The organism is Pseudomonas gebzensis, from assembly GCF_034427815.1.
Lineage (GTDB): Bacteria > Pseudomonadota > Gammaproteobacteria > Pseudomonadales > Pseudomonadaceae > Aquipseudomonas.
Map to the genome: position 1 here is coordinate 41,635 of NZ_JAXQNS010000003.1, position 22,019 is coordinate 63,653.

26 protein-coding genes and 1 tRNA gene are annotated in these 22,019 nt (G+C 60.9%); 13 read left to right on the forward strand and 14 right to left on the reverse strand.

The window, feature by feature from the left end; translation table 11 throughout:
* Positions 1–8: 8 nt before the first annotated feature.
* From SJI00_RS07025 to SJI00_RS07050, 6 genes are all read right to left on the reverse strand, one after another.
* Complete coding sequence (locus SJI00_RS07025; protein ID WP_322461020.1) at positions 9–857, reverse strand: helix-turn-helix transcriptional regulator; 849 nt, start codon at positions 855–857, stop codon at positions 9–11.
* Positions 854–1,168, reverse strand: coding sequence for an AzlD domain-containing protein (locus SJI00_RS07030; protein WP_322461021.1), 315 nt, complete (start codon positions 1,166–1,168; stop codon positions 854–856). The genes SJI00_RS07025 and SJI00_RS07030 overlap by 4 nt, the downstream gene beginning before the upstream one ends.
* Entirely contained in the window at positions 1,165–1,863 is a 699-nt protein-coding gene (locus SJI00_RS07035; RefSeq protein ID WP_322461022.1) for an AzlC family ABC transporter permease, read from the reverse strand. Before SJI00_RS07035 ends, SJI00_RS07030 begins: the two co-directional genes overlap by 4 nt.
* 80 nt (positions 1,864–1,943) lie before the next feature.
* The gene (locus SJI00_RS07040; protein WP_322461360.1) at positions 1,944–2,603 is read right to left on the reverse strand and encodes a sel1 repeat family protein; all 660 of its coding nucleotides are present in this window, start codon (positions 2,601–2,603) and stop codon (positions 1,944–1,946) included.
* A gap of 295 nt (positions 2,604–2,898) precedes the next feature.
* The gene (locus tag SJI00_RS07045; protein ID WP_322461023.1) at positions 2,899–3,528 is read right to left on the reverse strand and encodes a LysE family translocator; all 630 of its coding nucleotides are present in this window, start codon (positions 3,526–3,528) and stop codon (positions 2,899–2,901) included.
* Entirely contained in the window at positions 3,525–4,313 is a 789-nt protein-coding gene (locus tag SJI00_RS07050; RefSeq protein ID WP_322461024.1) for a YqcI/YcgG family protein, read from the reverse strand. Before SJI00_RS07050 ends, SJI00_RS07045 begins: the two co-directional genes overlap by 4 nt.
* Before the next feature lie 325 nt (positions 4,314–4,638).
* On the opposite strand from SJI00_RS07050, the gene SJI00_RS07055 reads away from it, so the two are divergent.
* Positions 4,639–5,559 (forward strand): LysR substrate-binding domain-containing protein, encoded by a 921-nt coding sequence (locus SJI00_RS07055; RefSeq protein WP_322461025.1) that lies wholly within the window; start codon positions 4,639–4,641, stop codon positions 5,557–5,559.
* Between the two features lie 17 nt (positions 5,560–5,576).
* Here the strand turns inward: SJI00_RS07055 and SJI00_RS07060 are convergent, their stop codons facing one another.
* Together SJI00_RS07060 and SJI00_RS07065 are read right to left on the reverse strand one after the other, a co-directional pair.
* On the reverse strand, positions 5,577–6,263 hold the full coding sequence (locus SJI00_RS07060) for a GNAT family N-acetyltransferase (RefSeq protein WP_322461026.1): 687 nt from the start codon (positions 6,261–6,263) through the stop codon (positions 5,577–5,579).
* A gap of 115 nt (positions 6,264–6,378) precedes the next feature.
* Positions 6,379–7,536, reverse strand: coding sequence for a cysteine desulfurase family protein (locus SJI00_RS07065; RefSeq protein ID WP_322461027.1), 1,158 nt, complete (start codon positions 7,534–7,536; stop codon positions 6,379–6,381).
* Between the two features lie 308 nt (positions 7,537–7,844).
* Between SJI00_RS07065 and SJI00_RS07070 the strand changes: the two genes are divergently transcribed.
* The gene (locus tag SJI00_RS07070; RefSeq protein WP_322461028.1) at positions 7,845–9,155 is read left to right on the forward strand and encodes an MFS transporter; all 1,311 of its coding nucleotides are present in this window, start codon (positions 7,845–7,847) and stop codon (positions 9,153–9,155) included.
* A gap of 479 nt (positions 9,156–9,634) precedes the next feature.
* Here the strand turns inward: SJI00_RS07070 and SJI00_RS07075 are convergent, their stop codons facing one another.
* Complete coding sequence (locus SJI00_RS07075) at positions 9,635–10,723, reverse strand: asparaginase (protein ID WP_322461029.1); 1,089 nt, start codon at positions 10,721–10,723, stop codon at positions 9,635–9,637.
* A 129-nt stretch (positions 10,724–10,852) separates the two neighbouring features.
* Between SJI00_RS07075 and SJI00_RS07080 the strand changes: the two genes are divergently transcribed.
* Positions 10,853–11,011 carry a hypothetical protein gene (locus SJI00_RS07080; protein ID WP_322461030.1) on the forward strand — a complete coding sequence of 53 codons (159 nt, stop codon included), beginning with the start codon at positions 10,853–10,855 and terminating at the stop codon, positions 11,009–11,011.
* A gap of 110 nt (positions 11,012–11,121) precedes the next feature.
* Here SJI00_RS07080 and SJI00_RS07085 read toward each other — a convergent pair whose 3' ends face one another.
* The gene (locus SJI00_RS07085; RefSeq protein WP_322461031.1) at positions 11,122–11,337 is read right to left on the reverse strand and encodes a hypothetical protein; all 216 of its coding nucleotides are present in this window, start codon (positions 11,335–11,337) and stop codon (positions 11,122–11,124) included.
* A 219-nt stretch (positions 11,338–11,556) separates the two neighbouring features.
* Here SJI00_RS07085 and SJI00_RS07090 point away from each other — a divergent pair, with 219 nt between their 5' ends.
* Positions 11,557–11,883: an I78 family peptidase inhibitor gene (locus SJI00_RS07090; protein ID WP_322461032.1), complete on the forward strand. Its 327-nt coding sequence runs from the start codon at positions 11,557–11,559 to the stop codon at positions 11,881–11,883.
* 75 nt (positions 11,884–11,958) lie between these two features.
* On the opposite strand, the gene SJI00_RS07095 is transcribed toward SJI00_RS07090, so the two are convergent.
* The gene (locus SJI00_RS07095; RefSeq protein WP_003179963.1) at positions 11,959–12,171 is read right to left on the reverse strand and encodes a cold-shock protein; all 213 of its coding nucleotides are present in this window, start codon (positions 12,169–12,171) and stop codon (positions 11,959–11,961) included.
* 160 nt (positions 12,172–12,331) lie between these two features.
* Positions 12,332–12,637: a hypothetical protein gene (locus SJI00_RS07100; protein WP_322461033.1), complete on the reverse strand. Its 306-nt coding sequence runs from the start codon at positions 12,635–12,637 to the stop codon at positions 12,332–12,334.
* Positions 12,638–12,976: 339 nt separating this feature from the next.
* On the opposite strand from SJI00_RS07100, the gene thrS reads away from it, so the two are divergent.
* The 9 genes from thrS to SJI00_RS07145 all read left to right on the forward strand — a co-directional run bounded on the left by thrS (position 12,977) and on the right by SJI00_RS07145 (position 20,448).
* Complete coding sequence (thrS, locus tag SJI00_RS07105) at positions 12,977–14,899, forward strand: threonine--tRNA ligase (protein ID WP_322461034.1); 1,923 nt, start codon at positions 12,977–12,979, stop codon at positions 14,897–14,899.
* On the forward strand, positions 14,899–15,450 hold the full coding sequence (infC, locus tag SJI00_RS07110; RefSeq protein WP_296267683.1) for a translation initiation factor IF-3: 552 nt from the start codon (positions 14,899–14,901) through the stop codon (positions 15,448–15,450). The genes thrS and infC overlap by 1 nt, the downstream gene beginning before the upstream one ends.
* Before the next feature lie 60 nt (positions 15,451–15,510).
* Positions 15,511–15,705, forward strand: coding sequence for a 50S ribosomal protein L35 (gene rpmI / locus SJI00_RS07115; protein ID WP_028696462.1), 195 nt, complete (start codon positions 15,511–15,513; stop codon positions 15,703–15,705).
* Positions 15,706–15,733: 28 nt separating this feature from the next.
* Positions 15,734–16,090, forward strand: coding sequence for a 50S ribosomal protein L20 (gene rplT / locus SJI00_RS07120; protein ID WP_003250671.1), 357 nt, complete (start codon positions 15,734–15,736; stop codon positions 16,088–16,090).
* 110 nt (positions 16,091–16,200) lie between these two features.
* The gene (pheS, locus tag SJI00_RS07125) at positions 16,201–17,217 is read left to right on the forward strand and encodes a phenylalanine--tRNA ligase subunit alpha (protein ID WP_322461035.1); all 1,017 of its coding nucleotides are present in this window, start codon (positions 16,201–16,203) and stop codon (positions 17,215–17,217) included.
* 33 nt (positions 17,218–17,250) lie between these two features.
* Positions 17,251–19,632, forward strand: coding sequence for a phenylalanine--tRNA ligase subunit beta (gene pheT, locus SJI00_RS07130; RefSeq protein WP_322461036.1), 2,382 nt, complete (start codon positions 17,251–17,253; stop codon positions 19,630–19,632).
* Between the two features lie 3 nt (positions 19,633–19,635).
* Entirely contained in the window at positions 19,636–19,938 is a 303-nt protein-coding gene (gene ihfA, locus SJI00_RS07135) for an integration host factor subunit alpha (RefSeq protein ID WP_009394049.1), read from the forward strand.
* Positions 19,919–20,275: a MerR family transcriptional regulator gene (locus SJI00_RS07140; protein ID WP_151926229.1), complete on the forward strand. Its 357-nt coding sequence runs from the start codon at positions 19,919–19,921 to the stop codon at positions 20,273–20,275. Before ihfA ends, SJI00_RS07140 begins: the two co-directional genes overlap by 20 nt.
* Before the next feature lie 96 nt (positions 20,276–20,371).
* A tRNA-Pro gene (locus SJI00_RS07145) sits at positions 20,372–20,448 on the forward strand.
* 81 nt (positions 20,449–20,529) lie between these two features.
* Here the strand turns inward: SJI00_RS07145 and SJI00_RS07150 are convergent.
* Both SJI00_RS07150 and SJI00_RS07155 read right to left on the reverse strand, forming a co-directional pair.
* Entirely contained in the window at positions 20,530–21,678 is a 1,149-nt protein-coding gene (locus tag SJI00_RS07150) for a tyrosine-type recombinase/integrase (protein ID WP_322461361.1), read from the reverse strand.
* Positions 21,579–21,995 carry a hypothetical protein gene (locus SJI00_RS07155; protein WP_322461037.1) on the reverse strand — a complete coding sequence of 139 codons (417 nt, stop codon included), beginning with the start codon at positions 21,993–21,995 and terminating at the stop codon, positions 21,579–21,581. The genes SJI00_RS07150 and SJI00_RS07155 overlap by 100 nt, the downstream gene beginning before the upstream one ends.
* Between the last annotated feature and the right edge of the window lie 24 nt (positions 21,996–22,019).

Sequence of the window (22,019 nt, forward strand, 5' to 3'; positions counted from 1 at the left end):
CGGTGCTATCACCTGCAGAGCAGTGGTAGGGCTGTGCCACACGCCTGCCGATACACCCCTGGCGTAATCCCATACGCCTGCTTGAACTGCCGCGTCAAATGGCTCTGATCGGCAAACCCAAGCATGCAGGCCACGTCCAGCGCCGCCAGCCCCTGCCTGAGCAGGTCCCGCGCCCGGGCCAGACGGCGTTGCTTGAGCCAGGCATGGGGCGGCAGGCCGGTTGAGTGACGAAATACGCGGGCAAAGTGGAACGGCGACAGGTTCACCGCCGCTGCCAAGGCCTCCAGCGAAGGCGGATCGGCCAGTTGGCTGTCCAGCAACTCGCGCGCCCGCGCTACCGCCAGTGGCTCACGGCCTGGGGCTGCGGGGGTGGCGCCGTTGCCGTGGCGCTGTACCAGCATCAGCACCGCCTCGCGCCAGGCTGTCTGTTGCTGCAGGGCGCTGGCGCCCGATTCGCACAGCCGATGCACGCAGCGCATGGCGCCTGCCAGGGTGGAGTCGTGGATCACGCTGTCCTTGAACAGCGGCATGCCCTGGCCCAGCTCCAGCTCTTCAAGCACGCCGGTGATGCCGGCGCTGTCCGGGTAGAAACCTCGGTAGCGCCAACCCGCTTCGGTGGCGGTCGCGCCGGTATGCAGTTCATTCGGGTTGATCAGTACCATGCTGCCCACTGGCGCCAAGTGCTCGCTGCCGCGATGATTGAAGCGCTGCGCGCCCGACTCGATGACCGTGAACACGTAGCCCTCGTGCACATGCGGCGCAAAGCGCTGCTGGAGATAGCGCGCGTGCAGCATCTCAACATCGCCCAGGGCTGGGGCCTGCCACAGGTGGGTCTGCTCGCGCAGCGGCATGTTCATGCCAGCAGGCTGCGCAGGAGGAAGAAGATCGCCAGGCTGAGCAGCATGCTCAGCAGCACTCGCCGGGTCCACAGCATCAGCACCACAGCAGCCAGCGCGCCGAGCAGATAAGGGTTGAGCAGGCTCAGGTCCAGCTCACGCTCGGGCAGGAAGATGATCGGCCCGCAAATCGCGGTGAGCATGCCCGGCACGGCAAAGCCAAGAAACTGCCGCGCATTAGCGCTCAGGCGCAGCGGCAGCCGCGGTTCGAGAAAGGCATAACGATTGATGAACACCACCACGCCCATGGCCACGATCAACAGCCAGATCATGCGCAACCACCTTGCAGTTTCTGCCAGACAAAGCCTGCGCTCATCCCCGCAAGGCCCGCGAGAATCAGCGCGGTTTCCCACTGCCAGGCGCTGAACAGTACCGAGCAGAACAGCGACACGGCCACGCACACGGCAGTTGCCACAGTGCGTACCCGCGGTGCAATCAGGGCCACGAAGGTGGCGACAATGGAGAAATCCAGGCCTAGCTGATCAAGGTGTGGAATGTTCTGGCCAAGCACGATGCCGGCCAGGGTGAACAGGTTCCATGCCACGTAGAAGGTCAGCCCTACGCCCAGGGCGTACCAGCGGTTGAAGCTGTGCAGGTCCTGGTGGCTGGTCAGGGCGAAGAATTCGTCGGTCAGCAGAAAGCCCAGTCCCAGCCGCCAGCGCAGCGGTTGCGGGGCCAGCAGCGGGCGCATCGACAGGCCATAGAGCAGGTGCTGAGAGGTCAGCAGCAGGCACGTGAGCAGAATCGACAACAGGCTTGCACCGGCTTTGAGCATGCCGATCGCAACCAGTTGCGCAGCCCCGGCGAACACGATGGCCGACAAACCCTGGCTCTGCCAGGGGCTGAGCTGGGCTTCGATGGCCATGGAGCCGGCCAGCAGCCCCCACGGTGCAACGGCCAACGACAGCGGCACGATAGCGATAGCGCCCTGGAAAAAGGCATGGCGTGCAGCGGGGAGGGTGGACATCAGGGCAACCCGTCGACAAAGAGCCCCAGCATGCCCGATGGGCGATGCCGTGGCTTGAACGATCTTGCTCAAGCGGTGGGTCAACGGTGGCTGGTCAGCCGTTGCTGGGCGCTGGCGCACCCATTGATCTCGACGGCTTTTTGCAGCAAGGCCTGGCGCCGCTCGGGGTCGAGGTCGCCGAGCAGGCGGTACACCTCGGCCTGGAAATCGCGCTGCCGGCCCCACTGCATTTCCAGACCTTGCGGGCGGCTGCGGCTGCAGGCCAGCACCGCCGCGGGTTGCGGATAATAGGCGGCGTACAGGGTGGCCATGCTGGGCAGGGCGTCAAGCGCTTCGCGGTAGGCGGGGCTTGCGTTGTATGGCGGGCACCAGGTGGCAATGGCCGACGCCGGTGGCGCAAAGCCTTGGCTGAGGCTCTCTTCAAGCAGCGGGCAGGCCGCATCGGGAATCTGCGCGGCCGGCAGGTAGGTCATGTAGTAGAGCGCCAGGCGGTACTTGGCCACCGGATGGCCGAGCGCAACTGACTTCTTCAGCAGGGCCACTGCGCTGGGCAAGGTGTGCGCCAGTGCCTGGCCCTGGCGGCTCAGCTCAGGGTCGCTGTTGGCCACAGCGCGCATCGGGGTGTTATCGGCCCGGGCATCGGCCTGCTCGAGAAACGGCAAGGCCTGACGATAAAGCAGGTCGGCATGCGGATCGATCGTGACCTCCTGCGCCTGGGCGGCAAAGGGGGTACACATCATCAGCAGCGTTGAGGCGGCCAGCCAGCGACTCACAGGCTCGCCCCGAGCGCGCGTGGCAGGGCGTGCTGGAGCGGTGAAGCGTCGTCGGTGGGGAAGTTCATGGATGACAAACGGTTGCCTCGAGCCGTACGGGATCTGCGGCGTATTCTAGTCACGCTTTTCGCTTTGCCGATAGGTCGAGGCGACGGAATCGGACGAGCTTGCCTGTCGCTGACTCACACCACTGGCCCGTTCACGCCCTGTGGCGCCTTCGCTCAGGCTCGGGCGCCCCCAGCACGCGTGTCACTTCAAGCGTTCATGCCATCAAACCGCGCACGTTGTAGGCCATGCCGACCACGGCAATGAGCAACAGCATCACACCCGACACCAGCGTGATGATCCGATTGCTGCGCGTCGAGGCGATCTTGCCGATGGCGAAGATGTACAAGCTGAGCACGGCGAAATCGATGGCGATCCATAGCAGTGACAGCACCACCATGCTTTTCTCGAATGACTCGGTGATCTGGATGAACTGGGGGAAGAACGAGATGAAGAAGATGATGTCCTTGGGGTTGGAGATGCCGACCATGAAGCCTTGCCACAAGCCGCCACGATCCCGGCGCATCGGCACGCTGGCCGGGTCGCTGGAGGCGGGCGTGTGCAGCGCATCCTTGAGCGTGCCGTAAGCGATGTAAGCGATGAACAGGCACCCCACCAGGCTCATGCCACTGAGCCAGGCCTTGTCGATGGCGGCGCTGGTCATGATCACCCAGGCCGCTGCCGCGATCAGAACCAGTGATGCCCAGTTGGTGCCCAGGGCGGTAAACAGTGCCTTGCGCCAGCCTGAGGCGGCAGCGGTGTTGACGACCAGGGCCACGACCGGCCCAGGCGTTGCGATCAGCAGCAGGACGGTGAGGGCGTAAGTGGCAGTAAGCGCGGTGTTCACGGTTCGTTCTCGTTCAAGGTGTCTGAGGATGCGGCAGCAACAGGGTGGAACGGGCAACGGCGCGGATCGAGCGAGCCAGGCTCCTGAAGCTGATACTGCTGCCACTCGAAGTTGTCGGGCTGGCCGAAAAAGCCCAGCGTTTCAGGCATCACGCCATCGTTGTAGTGGGCGACGCGCTGACGAATCCTGGCGCGAATGCGCTGCCCGCTCTCGGTGGCCGCGCTGGCGACCTCGTCAAAGCTCTCCCGAGGATTGATGACGAACACCGTGTGCGGGCCCAGGCGACGGCTCTTCATGCGTTGATGGCCCGGAAAGCTCATGTTGATGAACAGCGGCATGCCATTGAAGCAGAATGCCCAGTCTGGATCGTGTGGATCCTGGGGCATCGCTTGCGGCCAGGGGTGAGGGTCCAGCGCGTGGACCCGCTGCAGCACCGCCCAGGCGCGCGCCTGCTGCTCGGCAAGCGTGGTGCCGGCATCGGTTTGCAGGAACACCACCAAGGGGCTGCCAATGCGCTGCTTGCGGGCAATCGGACGTAACTGATCGACATAGTCAGCCAGACCCTGGGCAATATCGGTTGCGCCATGCTCGGCGCGGGCAAACAACAGTTGGCAGGTTTGCGCGGCGACTGCCTTGCGCCCGAACAGGCACGGGAAGTCGGCGTGGGAGACGAGTGCGCGGAAGTGGTCGAGCGCGGTCCAGGTCCACTGCGTGTGGTCATCGGCATGTTCAGCGGCCAGCTCCAGCGCATCCAGGCGGTAGCAGATTCCATAACCCGTAAACATGAATTCCCCAGGTGTTGCTAGGGTGTGCACGGCGCACATGGGCTTGGCGATTCGACGACGCGAGTACAGCAACAGCGTCGCACGCATATCACCCCGAAGAGGGCGACGGCAGCGACCGGTTTTTCGTTCGAGTCGGTTTTCAACGCAGCATGACCGATGCGCGGACACAGTTCGTGCAAACCCTAGACGTTCATAAGCGTCAATACGCGACGTAAAGCAGAGGTGTGGTGGACAACTACTGCATTTTCTGCAAACCCTAGTGCGTTGTAAAACGGGTGGAACTGTGACCTACTATTAGTCTCACTCATACTTCAGGGTTGCGGCGATGTCTGAACGGATTCAAGCACTGCACGCCTTGCGTGCCTTTGAAGTGGCCTCGCGCTACGGCTCCTTCACCCGTGCAGCGAAAGAGCTGGCCTTGACCCAGGGTGCGGTGAGCCACCATGTGAAAACACTCGAAGACCTGTTCGACTGCAGCCTGTTCGAGCGCCGCGGGCCGAAATTGCTGCTTACCGAGCACGGCCGCCTGCTGGCGCAGGAGCTGAAGGTCGGGTTCAAGATCATCGAAAACGCCTGCGCGCTGCTGCGCAACGACCGCTATGCGTTGCGCCTCAAGGCCCCGTCCACACTGACGGTGCGCTGGCTGCTGCGCGCATTGGACGGTTTCAAGAAAATCGATGACAGCGCCAGCGTGCAGCTCTCCAGCGTGTGGATGGACATCGATTCGGTCGACTTCTACTCCGAGCCGTTCGACTGCGCCATCCTGCTGAGCAATGGCCGCTTCTCGGCCGAGGTCGAGAGCCTCAAGCTGTTCGACGAGTGGCTGATTCCGGTGTGCCATCCCGACTACCTGAACACCGCTTCGCCTGAGCTGGCCATGCTGACCCGCTGCGAACTGTTGCACCCTTCACCCGACCGGCGCGACTGGCGACGCTGGCTGGCGCGGCTGGGCGCGCTGCACATCGGCGTCGGTCAGGGGCAGGTATTCGACACCCTCGATCAGGGCATCTCAGCCGCTCAGCAAGGCTTGGGCATTTCCGTGGTCGACCTGGTGCTGGTGAGTGCCGACCTCAACGCCGGCCGCCTGGTCACGCCCTTCAAGCAGGCAGTGGCCACGGGCGACGGCTATTACATGACCTGGCTCAAGGCCAGCCCCAAGGCCAAGCAGATGCACAAGCTGCGTGACTACCTGCTCGGCCAGGTGCCGCCTGCAGCGCGGCGCGACATTCAATATTTCTACGACTAGCGGCCCTTCGGCCTGCATCAATGCAGTTGGCGGCGTACCCGTACGCAATCGGCTGCCGCTTCGGTGAGCGCATCGATACGCTCGTCACGCTGGGCTTCGGCATCGATCATCGCATCCTCGCCCTGCTGATTGAGCAGGTACGTGTGGATCTGGCCGACTTCCAGGGTCTGGTAGATAGGCGCGATGTCCAGCCGCCCGATCAAGGCGTCACTGGGCGCGCCGGTGGTGGTCATCACGACCTGCGGGCCACTGGCCGCGACCACCTGCAGGCCCAGCGCTTCAAACCATGGAACTTGATGGGGAAGGGCATTGAGCTCGACGCAGGCGTAACGGCCATGCAGGTCATTGAACAGGCCGCGCGCCACCCCTTGACGGCGATGGCTGGCAACGACCGCCAGATACGCCAGTGCGCAGGCGTGCGCATCGTCCTGAGCCGGCAGCGCCAGCGCGAAGCCAAGCAGTTGGTCGGGCGCGTCGGCGTCCAGAGCCAGGGTCAGCTCCACGGCCAGGCCCCGACTGCCGTCGAGGGCCTCCAGGTACCGATGCACCTCCAGGCCCACGCCGTACTGATACAGCGGATACAGCGGATTGTCTGGGCTGATCGCCACGCTGCTCAGTTCGCCGACGTGCTCGATCACCAACTGGCGGATCTGGTTCTGGAAGGATTCGGGCGGGACGCCGTCGAGGCGGCGGAGGATGTACATGACGGGAAATGGCTCCAGCTGGACTGTCAGGCCCGCCTCTGTTCGCGCGGGCCTGACAGTCTACCGGGTTTTCACCGCCCGCCGCAGGGGGCGGCCGGCCTGCTTGCGCAGCCGCCTACCACAGCGCTACCGATGCAGCGTTGATGGCCCGCGTGAAGACGGCGATGGCGGCGTCCACTTCACTGTCGTTGCTGTAGCGACCGAGGCTGATGCGTACGCTGTTGCGCGCAGCGTGCGGCTCGAGACCGAGCGCCAGCAACACATGGGAAGGGGCGTTGCTGGCCGAATTGCACGCCGAGGTGGAAGACACTGCCAGCTCGCTGGCCAATGCCGCACTGTTGAAGCCGCTGGCCTCGACGCAGAGGTTCAAGGTGTGTGGCACTCGCTCGCTCGCGCTGCCGTTGAGGCGCACGCCCGGCAGGGCCAGCAGGCCGTCTTGCAGTCGCTGGCTGAGGCGTTGCAGGCGCACGTACTCGGCATCCCCCGGCTGCCCGGCCAGAGCGAAGGCGCAGCCCATACCGACGATCTGATGGCTGGGCAGCGTTCCCGAGCGCATGCCGCGCTCGTGCCCGCCGCCATGCATCTGAGCGCGCAGCACCGGCAGTGCGCGCGGGCCGACATACAGCGCCCCGATACCTTTGGGCCCGTAGACCTTGTGCGCTGAAAACGACATCAGGTCGACCGCCTGCTGCGCCAGATCGAGCTTCACCTTGCCCACCGCCTGCGCTGCGTCGACGTGGAACAACGCACCATGCGCACGAACCTGCTCACCGATCGCGGCAAAGTCAGTGACGGTGCCCAGCTCATTGTTCACCGCCATCAGCGACACCAGGCGAGTCTGCGCTCGCAGCGCATCGGCTACCTGCTCGGCGCGTATCACGCCATCGCGTGCCGGTTGCAGTCGCGTCACGGCCCAGCCCAGGCGTTCGAGCTCGCTGGCAGTATCCAGCACGGCCTTGTGCTCGATGGCGCTGGTGAGCAGATGCCCCGGCTCGGCAAACCCTTGCGCAATGCCTTTGAGCGCCAGATTGTTCGACTCGGTTGCCCCGGAGGTCCAGATCACCTGCTCGGCCTGCGCCCCGACCCGTTGCGCAACTTGCTGACGCGCCGTTTCTACCGCGCTTCGGGCAGCCTGGCCAAAACCATGGCCGCTGGAAGCAGGGTTGCCGAAGTGGCTGTGACGCCCCAGGCAGGTCAGCATCATCTCGATGACGCGGTCATCGACAGGTGTAGTGGCGGCGTAGTCGAAATACAGCGGGCTGGCAGGTGGCATCGCGGTGATTGCTCCGTGCGGATGGGCAGGTTCGTGAGTCAGTTGGCCATGCTAACGGTACATCCGGATACAGGTTTTTCGATATCCCGTCGGTTGCCTGGGAAATGGAGAAGAAATTTTCTGAAAAGTCCGAGTGTGGAGAAAAAACGTTTCATTGGCTGACGGCGCCAGGTCGAAACAGGCATCTCAGTGTCGCTCCCGCCACAGTCCGCGGCGCTCAACGACGGTCTACTGTAGGCAAAACAACAATAACGCTGCCATTCGCAGCGCATTCCCCAGGCTGCCTATGGAAATCGGAGAGCACGTGCATGTCCACAACCCATGAGGTTCCCCCCGCTACCCTTCGCCGGGTGATCGCCGCCTCGGCCGTCGGTAATTTTGTCGAATGGTTCGACTTTGCGGTCTACGGTTTTCTCGCCACGCTGATTGCCAGCCAGTTCTTCGCCAGCTCCGACCCCAGTGTCGGCCTGCTCAAGACCTTCGCCGTGTTTGCCGTGGCTTTTGCTCTGCGGCCGTTGGGCGGGGTGTTCTTTGGTGGGCTGGGTGACCGCCTCGGGCGCAAGCGCGTGCTGTCGATGACCATCCTGATGATGGCTGCTTCCACCACGGTGATCGGTCTGTTGCCCACCTATGCCAGCATCGGCCTGATGGCGCCGGTGCTGTTGACGCTGGCGCGCTGCGTTCAGGGCTTTTCGGCCGGCGGTGAATATGCTGGGGCCTGCGCCTATCTGATGGAGCATGCGCCGCGCGAAAAGCGTGCGTTCTACGGCAGCTTCGTGCCGGTTTCGACGTTTTCGGCGTTCGCCTGCGCTGCGGTCCTGGCCTATGCGCTGGAGGCCAATCTGTCAGCAGAAGCGATGAACAGCTGGGGCTGGCGGGTACCGTTTCTGATCGCCGCGCCACTGGGCCTTGTGGGGCTTTACCTGCGCTGGCGCATGGAAGAGACCCCGGCCTTCCGCGCGGCGATGGCCCAAGGCACGCCGCACGCGCACTCGCCGCTCAAGGACACCTTGCGCCACCACGGGCGAGCGATTCTCAACCTCGGCGCGTTCATCTCGCTGACGGCGCTGTCGTTCTACATGTTCACCACCTACTTTGCGACCTACTTGCAACTGGTCGGCAACCTGTCTCGCGCGCAGTCGTTGCTGGTGACCACGGTGGCCTTGCTCTTCGCTGCAGTGGGTTGCCCTCTGGCCGGTGCGCTGTCCGACCGCATCGGTCGGCGGCGCACCGTAGTGTTTACCTGTGCATGGGTCATTGTGTTTGTCTTCCCGGCCTACTGGCTGGCCAGCTCCGGTTCGTTGTCCTACGCCCTGGTGGGCGTGATCCTGCTGGCGGTGGGTGCCTTGACCAGTGGCGTAGTCACCGCTGCGCTGCTCTCGGAAAGTTTTCCCACGCGCTCCCGCTACACGGCCTCGGCCATCACCTACAACGTGGCCTACACCCTGTTTGGAGGAACGGCGCCGCTGGTGGCTACGTGGTTGATCACGCAGAGCGGTAGCAGCTTGGCGCCGGCGTTCTACCTGGTTGCCATCGCGCTGCTTGCGTTGATTGGCGGGCTGGCGCTGCCGGAAACCTCGCGTATCTCCTTGCACGATGACCCTCCCCACCGAGCCTGAGCCCTGTCGTCACGGCCTGCGCGCACCTCAGCGGTGCAGGACCGTGGCCAACGCGTGCACGCCTGCTGTGCAGGCTAGAGCGTTATCAGGAAGGTGAAGCCTGCATGCCGCCTTGGGCAACTGGCTTGCTGTCGCCAGGCGTCAAGACCACCGGCAGCGTCGAGTGGTGCCTGGGCCCGCTCCACACCGCTCATGCCAGGCCTCGGGACGCCCGACAGCACCGCATCGAAGACGGTTGCGCCAGGTCTGTGCGCAGAGATAGCAGGGCGTTTCGAGCAGCTCCAACAGGATGTGCGGGCGCGCGCTGTGGCCGTGTCGAGTATTGGGTTGAATGCCGCCAGCTGCTGGTCGGGGGGTAACGGGTTCTGCCGGCAGCACGACTGCACACAGGCTCAACGCAGGCGTTTGGCAAGACGCAGTGCCCAACCGGCGCGTGGGCCGGTCGGGCGGGGTGCTTCAAGGTCGTCGCTGCTGACCTATCAGTATTCCCAGAAGATCCGCTGCAGCTCTTTGCTGTCCTGGGTCTTGGTCATTGCGACCATGGCCAGGATTCGCGCTTTTTGCGGATTGAGGTCATGGGCGACAACCCAGTCGTTCTTGTCGTCAGGCTGTTCGGCGTTGCGCAGAACGAAACCGCCCTGGTTGACGTGGGACGAGCGGATGATCTGCACGCCATTCTTGCGCAGTTCCTGCAGTGCCGGGACCACACGCGAAGACACCGAACCGTTGCCGGTCCCAGCATGGATCAGCGCTTTCGCACCATTTTGAGCCAGTGCCTTGTAGGCGGTGTCGGTGACGTTGCCGTAGCTGTAGGCGATGTCCACGGCTGGCAGGCTGCTGATCTGCTTGATGTCGAACTCGGAGTTGATCGTGTGACGCTTGGCCGGCAGGCGGAACCAGTACGATTTGCCTTCTACGACCATGCCCATCGGGCCCCAGGCGCTCTTGAAGGCCTCAGTCTTGATGTTGATCGACTTGCTGACATCGCGACCCGACTGGATTTCATCGTTCATGGTCACCAGCACGCCTTTACCGCGCGACTGCTGATCGCTGGCCACGGCGACAGCGTTGTACAGGTTCAGCATGCCGTCAGCCGACATGGCTGTACCGGGGCGCATCGAACCGACCACCACAATAGGCTTCTCGGTCTTTTCCACCAGGTTCAGGAAGTAGGCCGTTTCTTCGAGGGTGTCGGTGCCGTGGGTGATGACGATGCCGTCGACATCTGCGCTGTCGGCCAGCTCGGAGACGCGTTTGGCGAGTTTGAGCAGGTCATCGTTGCTGATGCTTTCCGAGGCGATCTGCATCACCTGCTCGCCGCGCACGTTCGCCAGATCCTTCAGCTCGGGAACTCCGGCGATCAGTTTGTCGACACCGACCTTGGCGGCCTGGTACGTGGCGCTGTTGGCAGCGCTGGCGCCCGCGCCGGCGATGGTGCCGCCGGTGGCCAGGATGACGACGTTGGCGAGCTTCTGTTGGGTCTTGGCCTCTTCGGCCGAAACGCCGACCGGCAGAAGGAGGAACAGCGCCAGTGCGCTAGGAACGAACGTTTTCAGTGCAGCAGTCATTATTGTTGTCTCTCTCTTTTCCGTTGAGAAGTTAGTCGCTGTGTCGCGTCGAAGCTCAGGCAGGTTTCGTACCAGTCTTCATGTGCGAGCGGTTTCTCCCGCAACGGCGAAGGATAGGAGGGAAATGGGGTGCTGGCGAATGACTCGCGCATCAAAAAACAGACGGATATCCGAACGATGGCCACGCTGGCATTCGGTTTTCCGGATGAGCGTGAGCGGTTCACTGCATCGGTCGGGAGCGTGCTGAAGGTGATGCAACAGGCTGAAGGCGTGATGCTGAGAGCGTGATTACGACCGCCAACAGCCATCCCCGCCCAGGCGCACGGGCGCGGGCTGGGCAGAGGTCAGCCGGTAGAAAGAGGGTGTGAGTCAGCGCAGTATGCAGTCCCGTCCAGGGCTCAGTACTGCTTGGCGGTGGCAGCCGATACGCCCGAAGAGGGTGCGTGTCGCTCGATAACCTGGCCCATGAAGGTGCGCGCAGCGTCGCTGCCCAATTCGCGTACCAGCAGATCGACGGCGATCAGCATGAGTTCTTCTGGCGAAGCGGGGCTGTAGGCGCGGTGGCCGCCCGCCATTTTGACCTTGATGTCGGCGTCGATGGTGATGTTGCTCATGTAGGTATCTCGTTGCAGCGCGAAAAGAGAAGGCCCTGGCCCCTTGTGACGCTGTGGGTGCTAGGGTGATCCGGCGGCAAAGTTATCACGTGGCGCAAAATTCAGTCACGATTACCTTTCGGGCTATGCAGAAGAAATCCTGCAGAATTGCGCCCTTTGCCACAAAAATGATCTACGACTGTCCCGACAGGTAGGTCTGTCTAGCGCTCAGGAGGATTCATGATTCGTACACAGGCTTTGCTGGTTGCAGCACTGATGGTCGCCACATTGGCAGGCTGCAGTCGCGGCGTCTCGTCCAGTGCCGTCGATGAGACATCGGCTGCCGGTGTCGCCGCTGATGCCGGGGCGTGCCAGGCGGTCGACGCTGGTTTCGCCATCGGCAGGCAAGGAACGCAGGCTCTGATCGAGCAAGCGCGTCAGGCCAGTGGCGCGCGTACGCTTCGCGTGCTCAAGCCGGGCGATATGGCAACACTGGACTATCGTTCAGAGCGCCTGAACGTGAATGTCGACGATCAAGGCGTGATCCGTCGCATCAATTGCGGTTGAAGCGATGTTCGATCTGGCCACTCGGCAGACACAAAAAACCCGCCAGAAGGCGGGTTCTTTGTGGGACGGGCCGAATTACTCCGGACGTACCTGTGCAGCCTGCATACCCTTCTGGCCTTTTTCGGCAACGAAGGAAACAGTCTGGCCTTCTTTCAGGCTCTTGAAGCCGTCAGATTCAATGGCTTTGAAGTGAACGAACAGGTCGTCGCCGCCGCCTTGTGGGGTGATGAAGCCGAAGCCTTTCTCATCATTGAACCATTTAACGGTGCCGGTTTGGCGATTGGACATGGGTGGATCTCCAGACATTTAATTTTTCAGTAGTGCAATGTAGCCAAGGCGACGGAGCACGAGGGACATCATAGTGCATTTCTCGGCATCTAGCGCCAATTACCTTTAATAGATGTTGATTGAGCTCAACGAAAGGTCATGGAAATGCCGGAAATGGGGCTCAACCCTTCGCTGCGCAGGCTTTGGTCACCGCGGTGCGCGCGCGTTCGGCAAGCTTGGGATCGACGCCGTGCTTGCTATCCAGCGCCTTTATTTCCTCGGTGCTGAAATTTTTCTCAATGGCTTGGGCGCCACATTTACAGTGGGCTTGGGCTGCCTTGGCATCCAGGCCTTGGCCAGTTGCCACCTGCTCGCACTGGGTCATGTACATGTCTTGCGTGCCAGCAGGCCACTCACCGGCAGTCGCAGTGAAGGGCAGTGAAAGCGCACCAATGGCAGCGAAAGCCAGAAGAGACTGAAGTCGCATAACCTGACACTCCTTGGGTAGGTTTGATCGAGAACTGAATGCTTCAGGGGGTCTGATTGGCAATGACCCTCAAGAGTTCAGTGGTGCTGTGGACGATCCAAATATTTCTGCATCGCCGCAAACCCGCGTGCTAGCATGCTCGGCTCGCAACGCGTCAGCGGCGTGCTGCGATTCTTCTTTATTACCTTCCAGTCACTCTGGTTCGTCTGCGATCAAGCCGAAAAGGCTTCTGCCACTGTGAGGCAGGCTTCACCTCGTGAAGGGCGCAACGGATCTTGTACTGGCTCATCCCAACCCACGTGACCTTTGGTAGGGGTCACCACTAGGAGAGGAGGCGCCATGCCCACCATTACTCTTCCCGACGGCAGCCAACGTTCATTCGACAGCGCCGTTACCGTAGCTGACGTTGCTGCGTCCATCGGCGCAGGTCTGGCCAAGGCCACGCTCGCTGGCAAAGTCGACGGCAAGCTGGTCGACGCCTGTGAGCTCATCGATCGCGACGTCACGCTGCAGATCATCACCCCTAAAGATGAAGAGGGACTGGAGATCATTCGTCACTCGTGTGCCCACTTGATCGGCCACGCAGTGAAACAGCTCTATCCCACCGCGCGCATGGTCATCGGCCCGGTCATCGATGAGGGCTTCTATTACGACATCGCCTACGAGCGGCCCTTTACGCCAGACGACATGGCCGCCATCGAAAAGCGCATGCATCAGCTGATCGAGAAAGACTACGACGTCATCAAGAAGATGACGCCGCGTGCCGAAGTGATCGACGTCTTCACCGCTCGCGGTGAGGAATACAAGCTGCGCCTGGTCGAAGACATGCCGAATGAGCAGGCCATGGGCCTGTACTATCACGAAGAATACGTCGACATGTGCCGTGGCCCGCACGTGCCGAACACGCGTTTTCTCAAGGCGTTCAAGCTGACCAAGCTGTCGGGCGCCTACTGGCGCGGCGATGCCAAGAACGAGCAGCTGCAGCGCGTCTACGGCACCGCCTGGGCTGACAAGAAGCAGTTGGCTGCCTACATGCAGCGTATTGAAGAGGCCGAGAAGCGCGATCACCGCAAGATCGGCAAGCAGCTTGACCTCTTCCACTTGCAGGAAGAAGCGCCGGGGATGGTGTTCTGGCACCCTGACGGCTGGACTGTGTACCAGGTGCTTGAGCAGTACATGCGTACCGTGCAGCGCATCAACGGCTACCTCGAGATCAAGACCCCGCAAGTCGTGGATCGTATTCTCTGGGAGCGGTCAGGGCATTGGTCCAACTACGCTGAGAACATGTTCACCACCTCGTCGGAAAGCCGTGACTATGCCGTCAAGCCGATGAACTGCCCGTGCCACGTGCAGGTGTTCAATCAAGGCTTGAAATCGTACCGCGACTTGCCGCTACGCCTGGCTGAATTCGGTGCCTGCCACCGCAACGAGCCTTCGGGTGCGCTGCACGGCATTATGCGCGTGCGCGGTTTCACCCAAGACGATGCGCACATTTTCTGCACCGAAGAGCAGGTGAAGAAAGAAGCGGCCGACTTCATTCGCTTGACGCTGGATGTCTACAAGGACTTCGGCTTCACCGACATCGCCATGAAGCTTTCCACCCGTCCGGCCAAGCGTGTCGGCTCCGAAGAGCTGTGGGATCGCGCCGAGACCGCGCTGGCCGACGCGTTGAACGAGTCGGGCCTGGAGTGGGAATACCAGCCAGGGGAGGGCGCATTCTATGGTCCCAAGATCGAGTTCACCCTGCGCGATTGTCTGGGTCGTAACTGGCAGTGCGGCACGCTGCAGTACGATCCGAACCTGCCAGAGCGGCTGGACGCCAGCTACATTGCCGAAGATAACGCGCGCAAGCGCCCGGTCATGCTGCACCGTGCCATCCTCGGTTCGTTCGAGCGCTTCATCGGTATGCTCATCGAGCATTACGCTGGCGTGTTCCCGGCGTGGCTGGCGCCGACCCAGGCGGTGATCATGAATATCACCGACAAACAGGCCGATTTCGCCCTCGATGTTGAAAAAATGTTGGCCTCTGGCGGGATTCGTGCCAAGTCCGACTTGAGAAATGAGAAGATCGGCTTTAAAATCCGCGAGCATACTTTGCTCAAGGTCCCGTACCTTTTGGTTATAGGGGACCGCGAAGTCGAAACGCAAACCGTTGCCGTACGCACTCGTGAAGGTGCTGACCTGGGCTCTATGCCTGTCGCGCAGTTCATGGAGCTACTCTCGCAAGCGGTTTCCCGGCGTGGTCGCCAAGAATCGGAGTAATGACTATTAAGCGTGAAATGAGAAACGATAAACGTGCTGCACCGAAGGCCCCGATCAACGAGAATATCTCGGCTCAAGAGGTTCGGTTAATCGGTGCTGATGGTGAACAGCTGGGCATCGTCTCGATCCACGAAGCGCTTCGTATCGCTGAAGAAGCGAAGCTGGATCTGGTAGAAATTTCTGCTGATGCTGTACCCCCTGTGTGCAAGGTCTTGGACTACGGCAAAAGCCTGTTCGAGAAGAAGAAGCAGCAGGCTGCGGCGAAGAAGAACCAGAAGATCATCCAGATCAAAGAAATCAAGTTTCGTCCAGGGACGGAGGATGGGGATTACCAGGTAAAACTACGCAACCTGGTACGTTTCCTTGAAGACGGGGACAAGGCCAAGATCTCTCTGAGATTCCGTGGTCGTGAGATGGCCCACCAGGAGCTGGGCATGGCGCTGTTGAAGCGGGTTGAAGCTGACCTCGCCGAATACGGCACCGTTGAGCAGCATCCTAAGATGGAAGGACGCCAGCTTATGATGGTCATCGCCCCCAAGAAAAAGAAGTAATCTCCCGGGCACGGCAGGCCTGATGATTATGTGTAAATTTAACGAATGCGGAGTTCCAACATGCCAAAAATGAAAACCAAGAGCGGTGCTGCGAAGCGTTTCCTGAAAACGGCAACCGGCTTCAAGCACAAGCACGCTTTCAAGAGCCACATCCTGACCAAAATGTCGACCAAGCGTAAGCGTCAACTGCGTGGTAGCAGCATGCTGCACCCGTCTGACGTCGCAAAAGTCGCGCGCATGCTGCGCGTTCGTTAATTCTGGTTAAAGATAGAGGAAGTTACTCATGGCTCGTGTAAAGCGCGGCGTCATCGCTCGCAAGCGTCACAAAAAAATCCTGAAACTGGCTAAAGGCTACTACGGTGCACGTTCGCGCGTATTCCGTGTTGCCAAGCAGGCTGTCATCAAGGCGGGTCAATACGCCTACCGCGACCGTCGCCAGAAAAAACGTCAGTTCCGCGCTCTGTGGATTGCTCGTATCAACGCCGGTGCACGCACCAACGGTCTGTCGTACAGCCGTCTGATTGCTGGCCTGAAAAAAGCGTCGATCGAAATCGACCGCAAAGTTCTGGCTGACCTGGCAGTGAACGAAAAAGCGGCGTTTGCTGCAATTGTCGAGAAAGCTAAAGCCGTTCTGGCTTAAGTACCCACGACAATCATCCGAAAGCGCGCTGCGTTTTCGGGTGTAAAACGTCATCGATAGGGGAAGAGCCTTCAAAGCTCTTCCCCTATTTTTGTATCTGGAGTCTGTACATGGAAAACCTGGACGCGCTGGTCTCCCAAGCCCTAGAGGCTGTGGAGCGCGCTGAAGACATCAATACCCTGGAACAGATCCGGGTCCAGTTTCTTGGCAAGAAGGGTGAGCTGACCCAGGTGATGAAGACCCTGGGCAACCTGCCGGCCGATGAGCGCCCTAAAGTAGGTGCGCTGATCAATGACGCCAAAGAGCGCGTCACGGTCGTGCTGAACACGCGCAAGGCTGCTTTTGAAGAGGCCGAGCTCAGCGCCCGCCTTGCAGCGGAGTGCATTGACGTCACCTTGCCTGGCCGTGGCCAGACCACGGGCGGCCTGCACCCGATCACCCGTACGCTTGAGCGCATCGAGCAGTTCTTCACCCATATCGGCTACGGCATCGCCGAAGGCCCCGAAGTCGAAGACGACTACCACAACTTCGAAGCGCTCAACATCCCGGGCCACCACCCTGCCCGGGCGATGCACGACACGTTCTATTTCAACGCCAACATGCTGCTGCGCACCCACACCTCACCGGTGCAGGTGCGAACCATGGAGTCGAGCCAGCCGCCGATCCGCATTGTCTGCCCGGGCCGCGTCTATCGTTGCGACTCGGATATCACCCACTCGCCCATGTTCCATCAGGTCGAAGGTCTGCTGGTCGATCGCGACATCAATTTCGCCGACCTCAAAGGCACCATCGAAGAATTCCTGCGTGTGTTCTTCGAGAAGGAATTGGCCGTACGCTTCCGTCCGTCGTTCTTCCCCTTCACCGAGCCATCCGCTGAAGTCGATATCCAGTGCGTCATGTGTTCCGGCAAGGGCTGTCGTGTCTGCAAGCAGACCGGCTGGCTTGAAGTGATGGGCTGCGGCATGGTGCACCCGAATGTGTTGCGCATGTCCGGCATCGACCCTGAAACCTACCAGGGCTTCGCCTTCGGCATGGGCGCCGAGCGCCTGGCGATGCTGCGCTATGGCGTCAATGATTTGCGTCTGTTCTTCGACAACGACTTGCGGTTTCTTGCGCAGTTTCGCTAGACCCGCACTTGACGCACATCTTAGGAGAACAGCATGAAATTCAGTGAACAGTGGCTGCGCGGTTGGGTAAACCCGCAGGTCTCTCGCGACGAACTGGTCGCCCGCCTGTCAATGGCCGGCCTTGAAGTCGACAGCGTTACCCCGGCCGCTGGCCAGTTCAGCGGCATCGTGGTGGGCGAAGTGCTCGCCACCGAACAACATCCGGACGCCGACAAGCTGCGCGTGTGCCAGGTCAGCAATGGCCAGGAAACCTTCCAGGTCGTGTGCGGCGCGCCGAACGTGCGGGCAGGCCTTAAGATTCCATTCGCCATGATCGGTGCCGAGCTGCCGGGCGACTTTAAAATCAAGAAAGCCAAGCTGCGCGGCGTCGAGTCGTTCGGCATGCTGTGCTCGGCTGCTGAACTGCAGATCAGCGAAGAAAACGACGGCCTGCTCGAGTTGGCCGCCGATGCGCCGGTTGGGGAAGACATTCGCAGCTACTTGAATCTGGACGACGCCAGCATCGAAGTCGATCTGACACCCAACCGAGGTGATTGCCTGTCGCTCGCCGGGCTTGCGCGCGAAGTCGGCGCACTCTATGGCGTGCCGGTTGTGCGTCCGCAAGTGGCGGTGGTTCCCGCTGTACACGACGAAGAGCGCCCCGTTCAGGTACTGGCGCCGGCGGCCTGTCCGCGTTACCTGGGTCGTGTTATCCGCAACGTCGATCTGAGCAAGGCGACACCGCTGTGGATGGTCGAGCGCTTGCGTCGCAGTGATGTGCGCAGCATCGATGCTGCAGTCGACATCACCAACTACGTGATGCTCGAGCTGGGTCAGCCGATGCATGCCTTCGATCTGGCAGAAATCAACGGCGGCATCCAGGTGCGTATGGCTGAGGAGGGCGAGAAGCTGGTCTTGCTCGACGGTCAGGAAGTTGCCCTGCGTAGCGACACGCTGGTGATTGCCGACCACTCCCGCGCCTTGGCCATAGCAGGCGTGATGGGCGGCGAGCACAGTGGTGTGGAGACGAGCAAAACCCGCGACCTGTTCTTGGAGAGCGCCTTCTTCGAGCCCATTTCCGTCGCTGGCAAGGCCCGCTCCTATGGTCTTCATACCGACGCCTCGCACCGCTTCGAGCGGGGCGTGGATGCTCAATTGGCTCGCGAAGCCATGGAGCGTGCCACCGGTTTGCTGCTTGAGATCATTGGAGGCGAGGCCGGTCCGATCATCGAATGCGTAAGCGAACAGCATCTGCCGCAGGTCGCGCCGATCACGCTGCGCGCCGAGCGCGTCAGCCAGATGCTTGGCATGGACATGGATGCAGCGCAGATCGAGCGACTGCTCAATGGCCTGGGTCTTGCCACTCGCGCCGATGGCGGCGGGCAGTGGACCGTCAGTGTGCCGTCTCATCGCTTCGATATCAGCCTGGAAGTCGATCTGATCGAAGAGTTGGCGCGCCTGCATGGCTATAACAATCTGCCGGTTCGCTATCCGCAGGCGCGGCTGGCGCCACAGGCTCGCCAGGAAGCTCGCAGCGAGCTGCCCACGTTGCGTCGTCTGTTGGTAGCCCGCGGTTATCAGGAAGCGATCACCTACAGCTTCATCGATCCCAAGTTGTTTGAACTGTTCAGTCCGGGCGTGGAACCGTTGCAGCTTGCCAATCCCATCTCCAATGACATGGCGGCGATGCGTGCGTCCCTGTGGCCAGGTCTGATCAAGGTATTGCAGCACAACCTCAATCGTCAGCAGGATCGCGTAAGGTTGTTTGAAAGCGGCCTGCGCTTTGTAGGGCGATTGGGCGAGCTCAAGCAAGAGCCGATGCTCGCGGGTGTGGTCACGGGCAGCCGCTTGCCGGAAGGCTGGGCCAACGGTCGAGACGGTATCGATTTCTTCGACGCCAAGGCCGATGTCGAGGCCATACTCGGGTATGCGGGCAGTCTGCACAGCTTCACGTTCACAGCCGCCCAGCACCCTGCGCTTCATCCTGGCCAGACCGCGCGTATTGAGCGTGATGGCAAGGAAGTGGGTTATGTCGGCGCGATTCATCCGGAGCTGGCTCGGGCACTTGATCTGGATCGCCCGGTGTTCGTCTTCGAGTTGCTGCTCAGTGAAGTCGTCGAAGGCTGTTTGCCCGCATTCAAGGAGCTGTCGAAGTTCCCTGAAACACGTCGCGATCTAGCACTTATCGCAGGTCGTGATGTGGCGGCCAGCGATCTGCTGAGCCTGATTCGCGACAACGCCGGCGAGTGGCTGACCGACCTCAAGCTGTTCGATGTGTACCAGGGTAAAGGTATTGATCCTGATAGAAAAAGCCTTGCCGTCGGCTTGACCTGGCAGCATCCATCACGCACTCTTACCGACGATGAGGTGAACACCACGCTGAACACCATTCTCACCTCGCTTGAACAGAAGTTGAACACCACGTTAAGGAAATAGCGTATGGGTGCTCTGACGAAAGCTGAGATGGCCGAACGGCTGTACGAAGAGCTGGGGCTCAACAAGCGCGAGGCCAAAGAGCTGGTCGAGTTGTTTTTCGAAGAAATACGACATGCACTTGAAGACAACGAGCAGGTCAAGTTGTCGGGTTTTGGCAACTTTGATCTTCGCGACAAGCGCCAGCGGCCGGGCCGTAACCCCAAGACCGGGGAAGAAATCCCGATTACCGCACGCCGAGTCGTCACCTTTCGTCCAGGGCAGAAACTGAAAGCCCGGGTTGAGGCCTATGCTGGAACCAAGCCATAACGACGAGCTGCCCCCCATACCGGGCAAACGCTATTTCACCATCGGTGAAGTGAGTGAGCTTTGCGCGGTAAAGCCGCACGTATTGCGGTATTGGGAACAGGAATTTCCACAGCTCAACCCGGTCAAGCGACGTGGTAACAGGCGATATTACCAGCGCCAGGATGTGCTGATGATTCGCCAGATCCGCGCCCTACTGTACGACCAGGGCTTCACCATCGGCGGTGCGCGCTTGCGCCTGTCCAGTGATGAGGCCAAGGACGATACGACGCAGTACAAGCAACTGATTCGGCAGATGATTACTGAATTGGAAGATGTACTGGTCGTGCTGAAGAAGTGACCTTGATTTGTAGATGGTTTTTTTTGAAAAAAAGCTTCCATTTATCAAAAGGTTAGGTTACATTCTTCATCGTTCTCAGCAGCATCGGGAACATGTCGGGGCGTAGCGCAGCCCGGTAGCGCACTTGCATGGGGTGCAAGGGGTCGAGTGTTCGAATCACTCCGTCCCGACCATATACCTCAATGACTTAGCCACCTTCGGGTGGCTTTTTCATTTTCGGCCATAGTGACTTTTCGAGTGACTTCGCCTTTTCATCACCCAATTCTCCTCTTCAAGATTGTCAGCACCGGCCCGCGTGAATCCGTGGCCGAGACTTTGTTTGCCGCCTCGATCAGTTGGCCGATCTCCGCGCCCGAGTAGTGACTGGTCACGCTGCCGTTCTTGTGTCCCAATAGTGACTTTCGATCCTCTTCGGTAACGCCCGCTGCTTTCAGGCGCCGGCCGAATGTGTGTTTGAGGTCGTGAATCCTGATCGAAGCGAATCCCGGGTGTGCAGGCCGTAGATGCTGCTCCTGCCAGAGCTTTGCCGCGCGCACCCGCGCTTTCTTCCAGGCCGAGTCGTTCATCCTGTGCATCGCGGTGCCGTTGTAAGGGAACACCCATTCCCGCGACTGCCCGCGCTGCTTCTCGATGATCGACCTGGCCACGTTATTCAACACCACCAAGCGCTCGTCCCTGTTCTTCACGCCAGAGTTCGCGTGCCTGCCGCCGAACTCGGCAGGAATCAGGAACACGCTGGTGTCCAGCTCGGGCACCGATATCTCCCAATCCCACCTCAGCTTGCAGACTTCCTGTTCGCGGCAGCCAGTGTTCACCTTGAACAGGGCCATTCGCTGCAGATGATCCGGCAACTCCCCGAAGAGAATCGATTGCTCCTCCCATGACATGGGGTAGGGCTTCCGGCTCGCCTTCTTCTCTTCCAGCTTGGTGAGCAGCGGAATGCTGTCCAGCCACGGCCGGCGCTCCTCATCCCTCCATTTCCTGCACGCCAGCGATAGAACGCGGATCGCGCGCTCGAGCGCGATATTCACCGTCCTGTTGCTCACTCCCTTCTTTAGCTTTCCATCCGGGAGTACCACGTCCGCTTTGCGGTCCCGAATGAAGGGCGCCAATGCCTCGTCATCAATGTGCGTCAGCGGCAAGTGGCCGATGTAGTCGTCGAGCTGGCCCAGGTATAGTGCGGTGATCCTCAGCGATGGCTGTTCCCTGTGCTCAATCAGATACCGCGCAGCCGCGGCGCTGAAGGTCTTGATCTCGCGCACGCCGTAAACCTTGCGCAGGCGCATCTTCTCCAACAAGTGGATCAGATACTGCTCGGCTTCTTCCCGGTCACAAGTGCCAGTGCTCTCTTGAATTCGCTCCCCTCTGTAGATTTTGTCGATTTTCCAGATGCCGTTCGGCATTTTCTGGAGCCCGGTGATTGCCTTTTTGGCCATGGTGTCTCCTTAGAGGTCACGGCCAGCCGTTCGCTGCGGGGCCGATTGTTGTCCTGTGAGCCTGCTTTTTCAATCGCCCTGGCTTCGATGTAGGCATCCGCCCATGCGTCGAGCTCTTGCCGGTCGAAGGCCACGCCCTGTTTGCCGATGGGAAACTCGCGCACGTTCGGGCGCACAGTCTTGTTGAATTCGTCCCGGCACATGCCGAGATAGCCAGGCGCATCGCCGAACCGGATGAACCGCGGCTGAATGCTGGATGGCTTTGCTGCTGTGGCATTCGCCATGGTGGTCTCCGCGCCGCCGGCGGC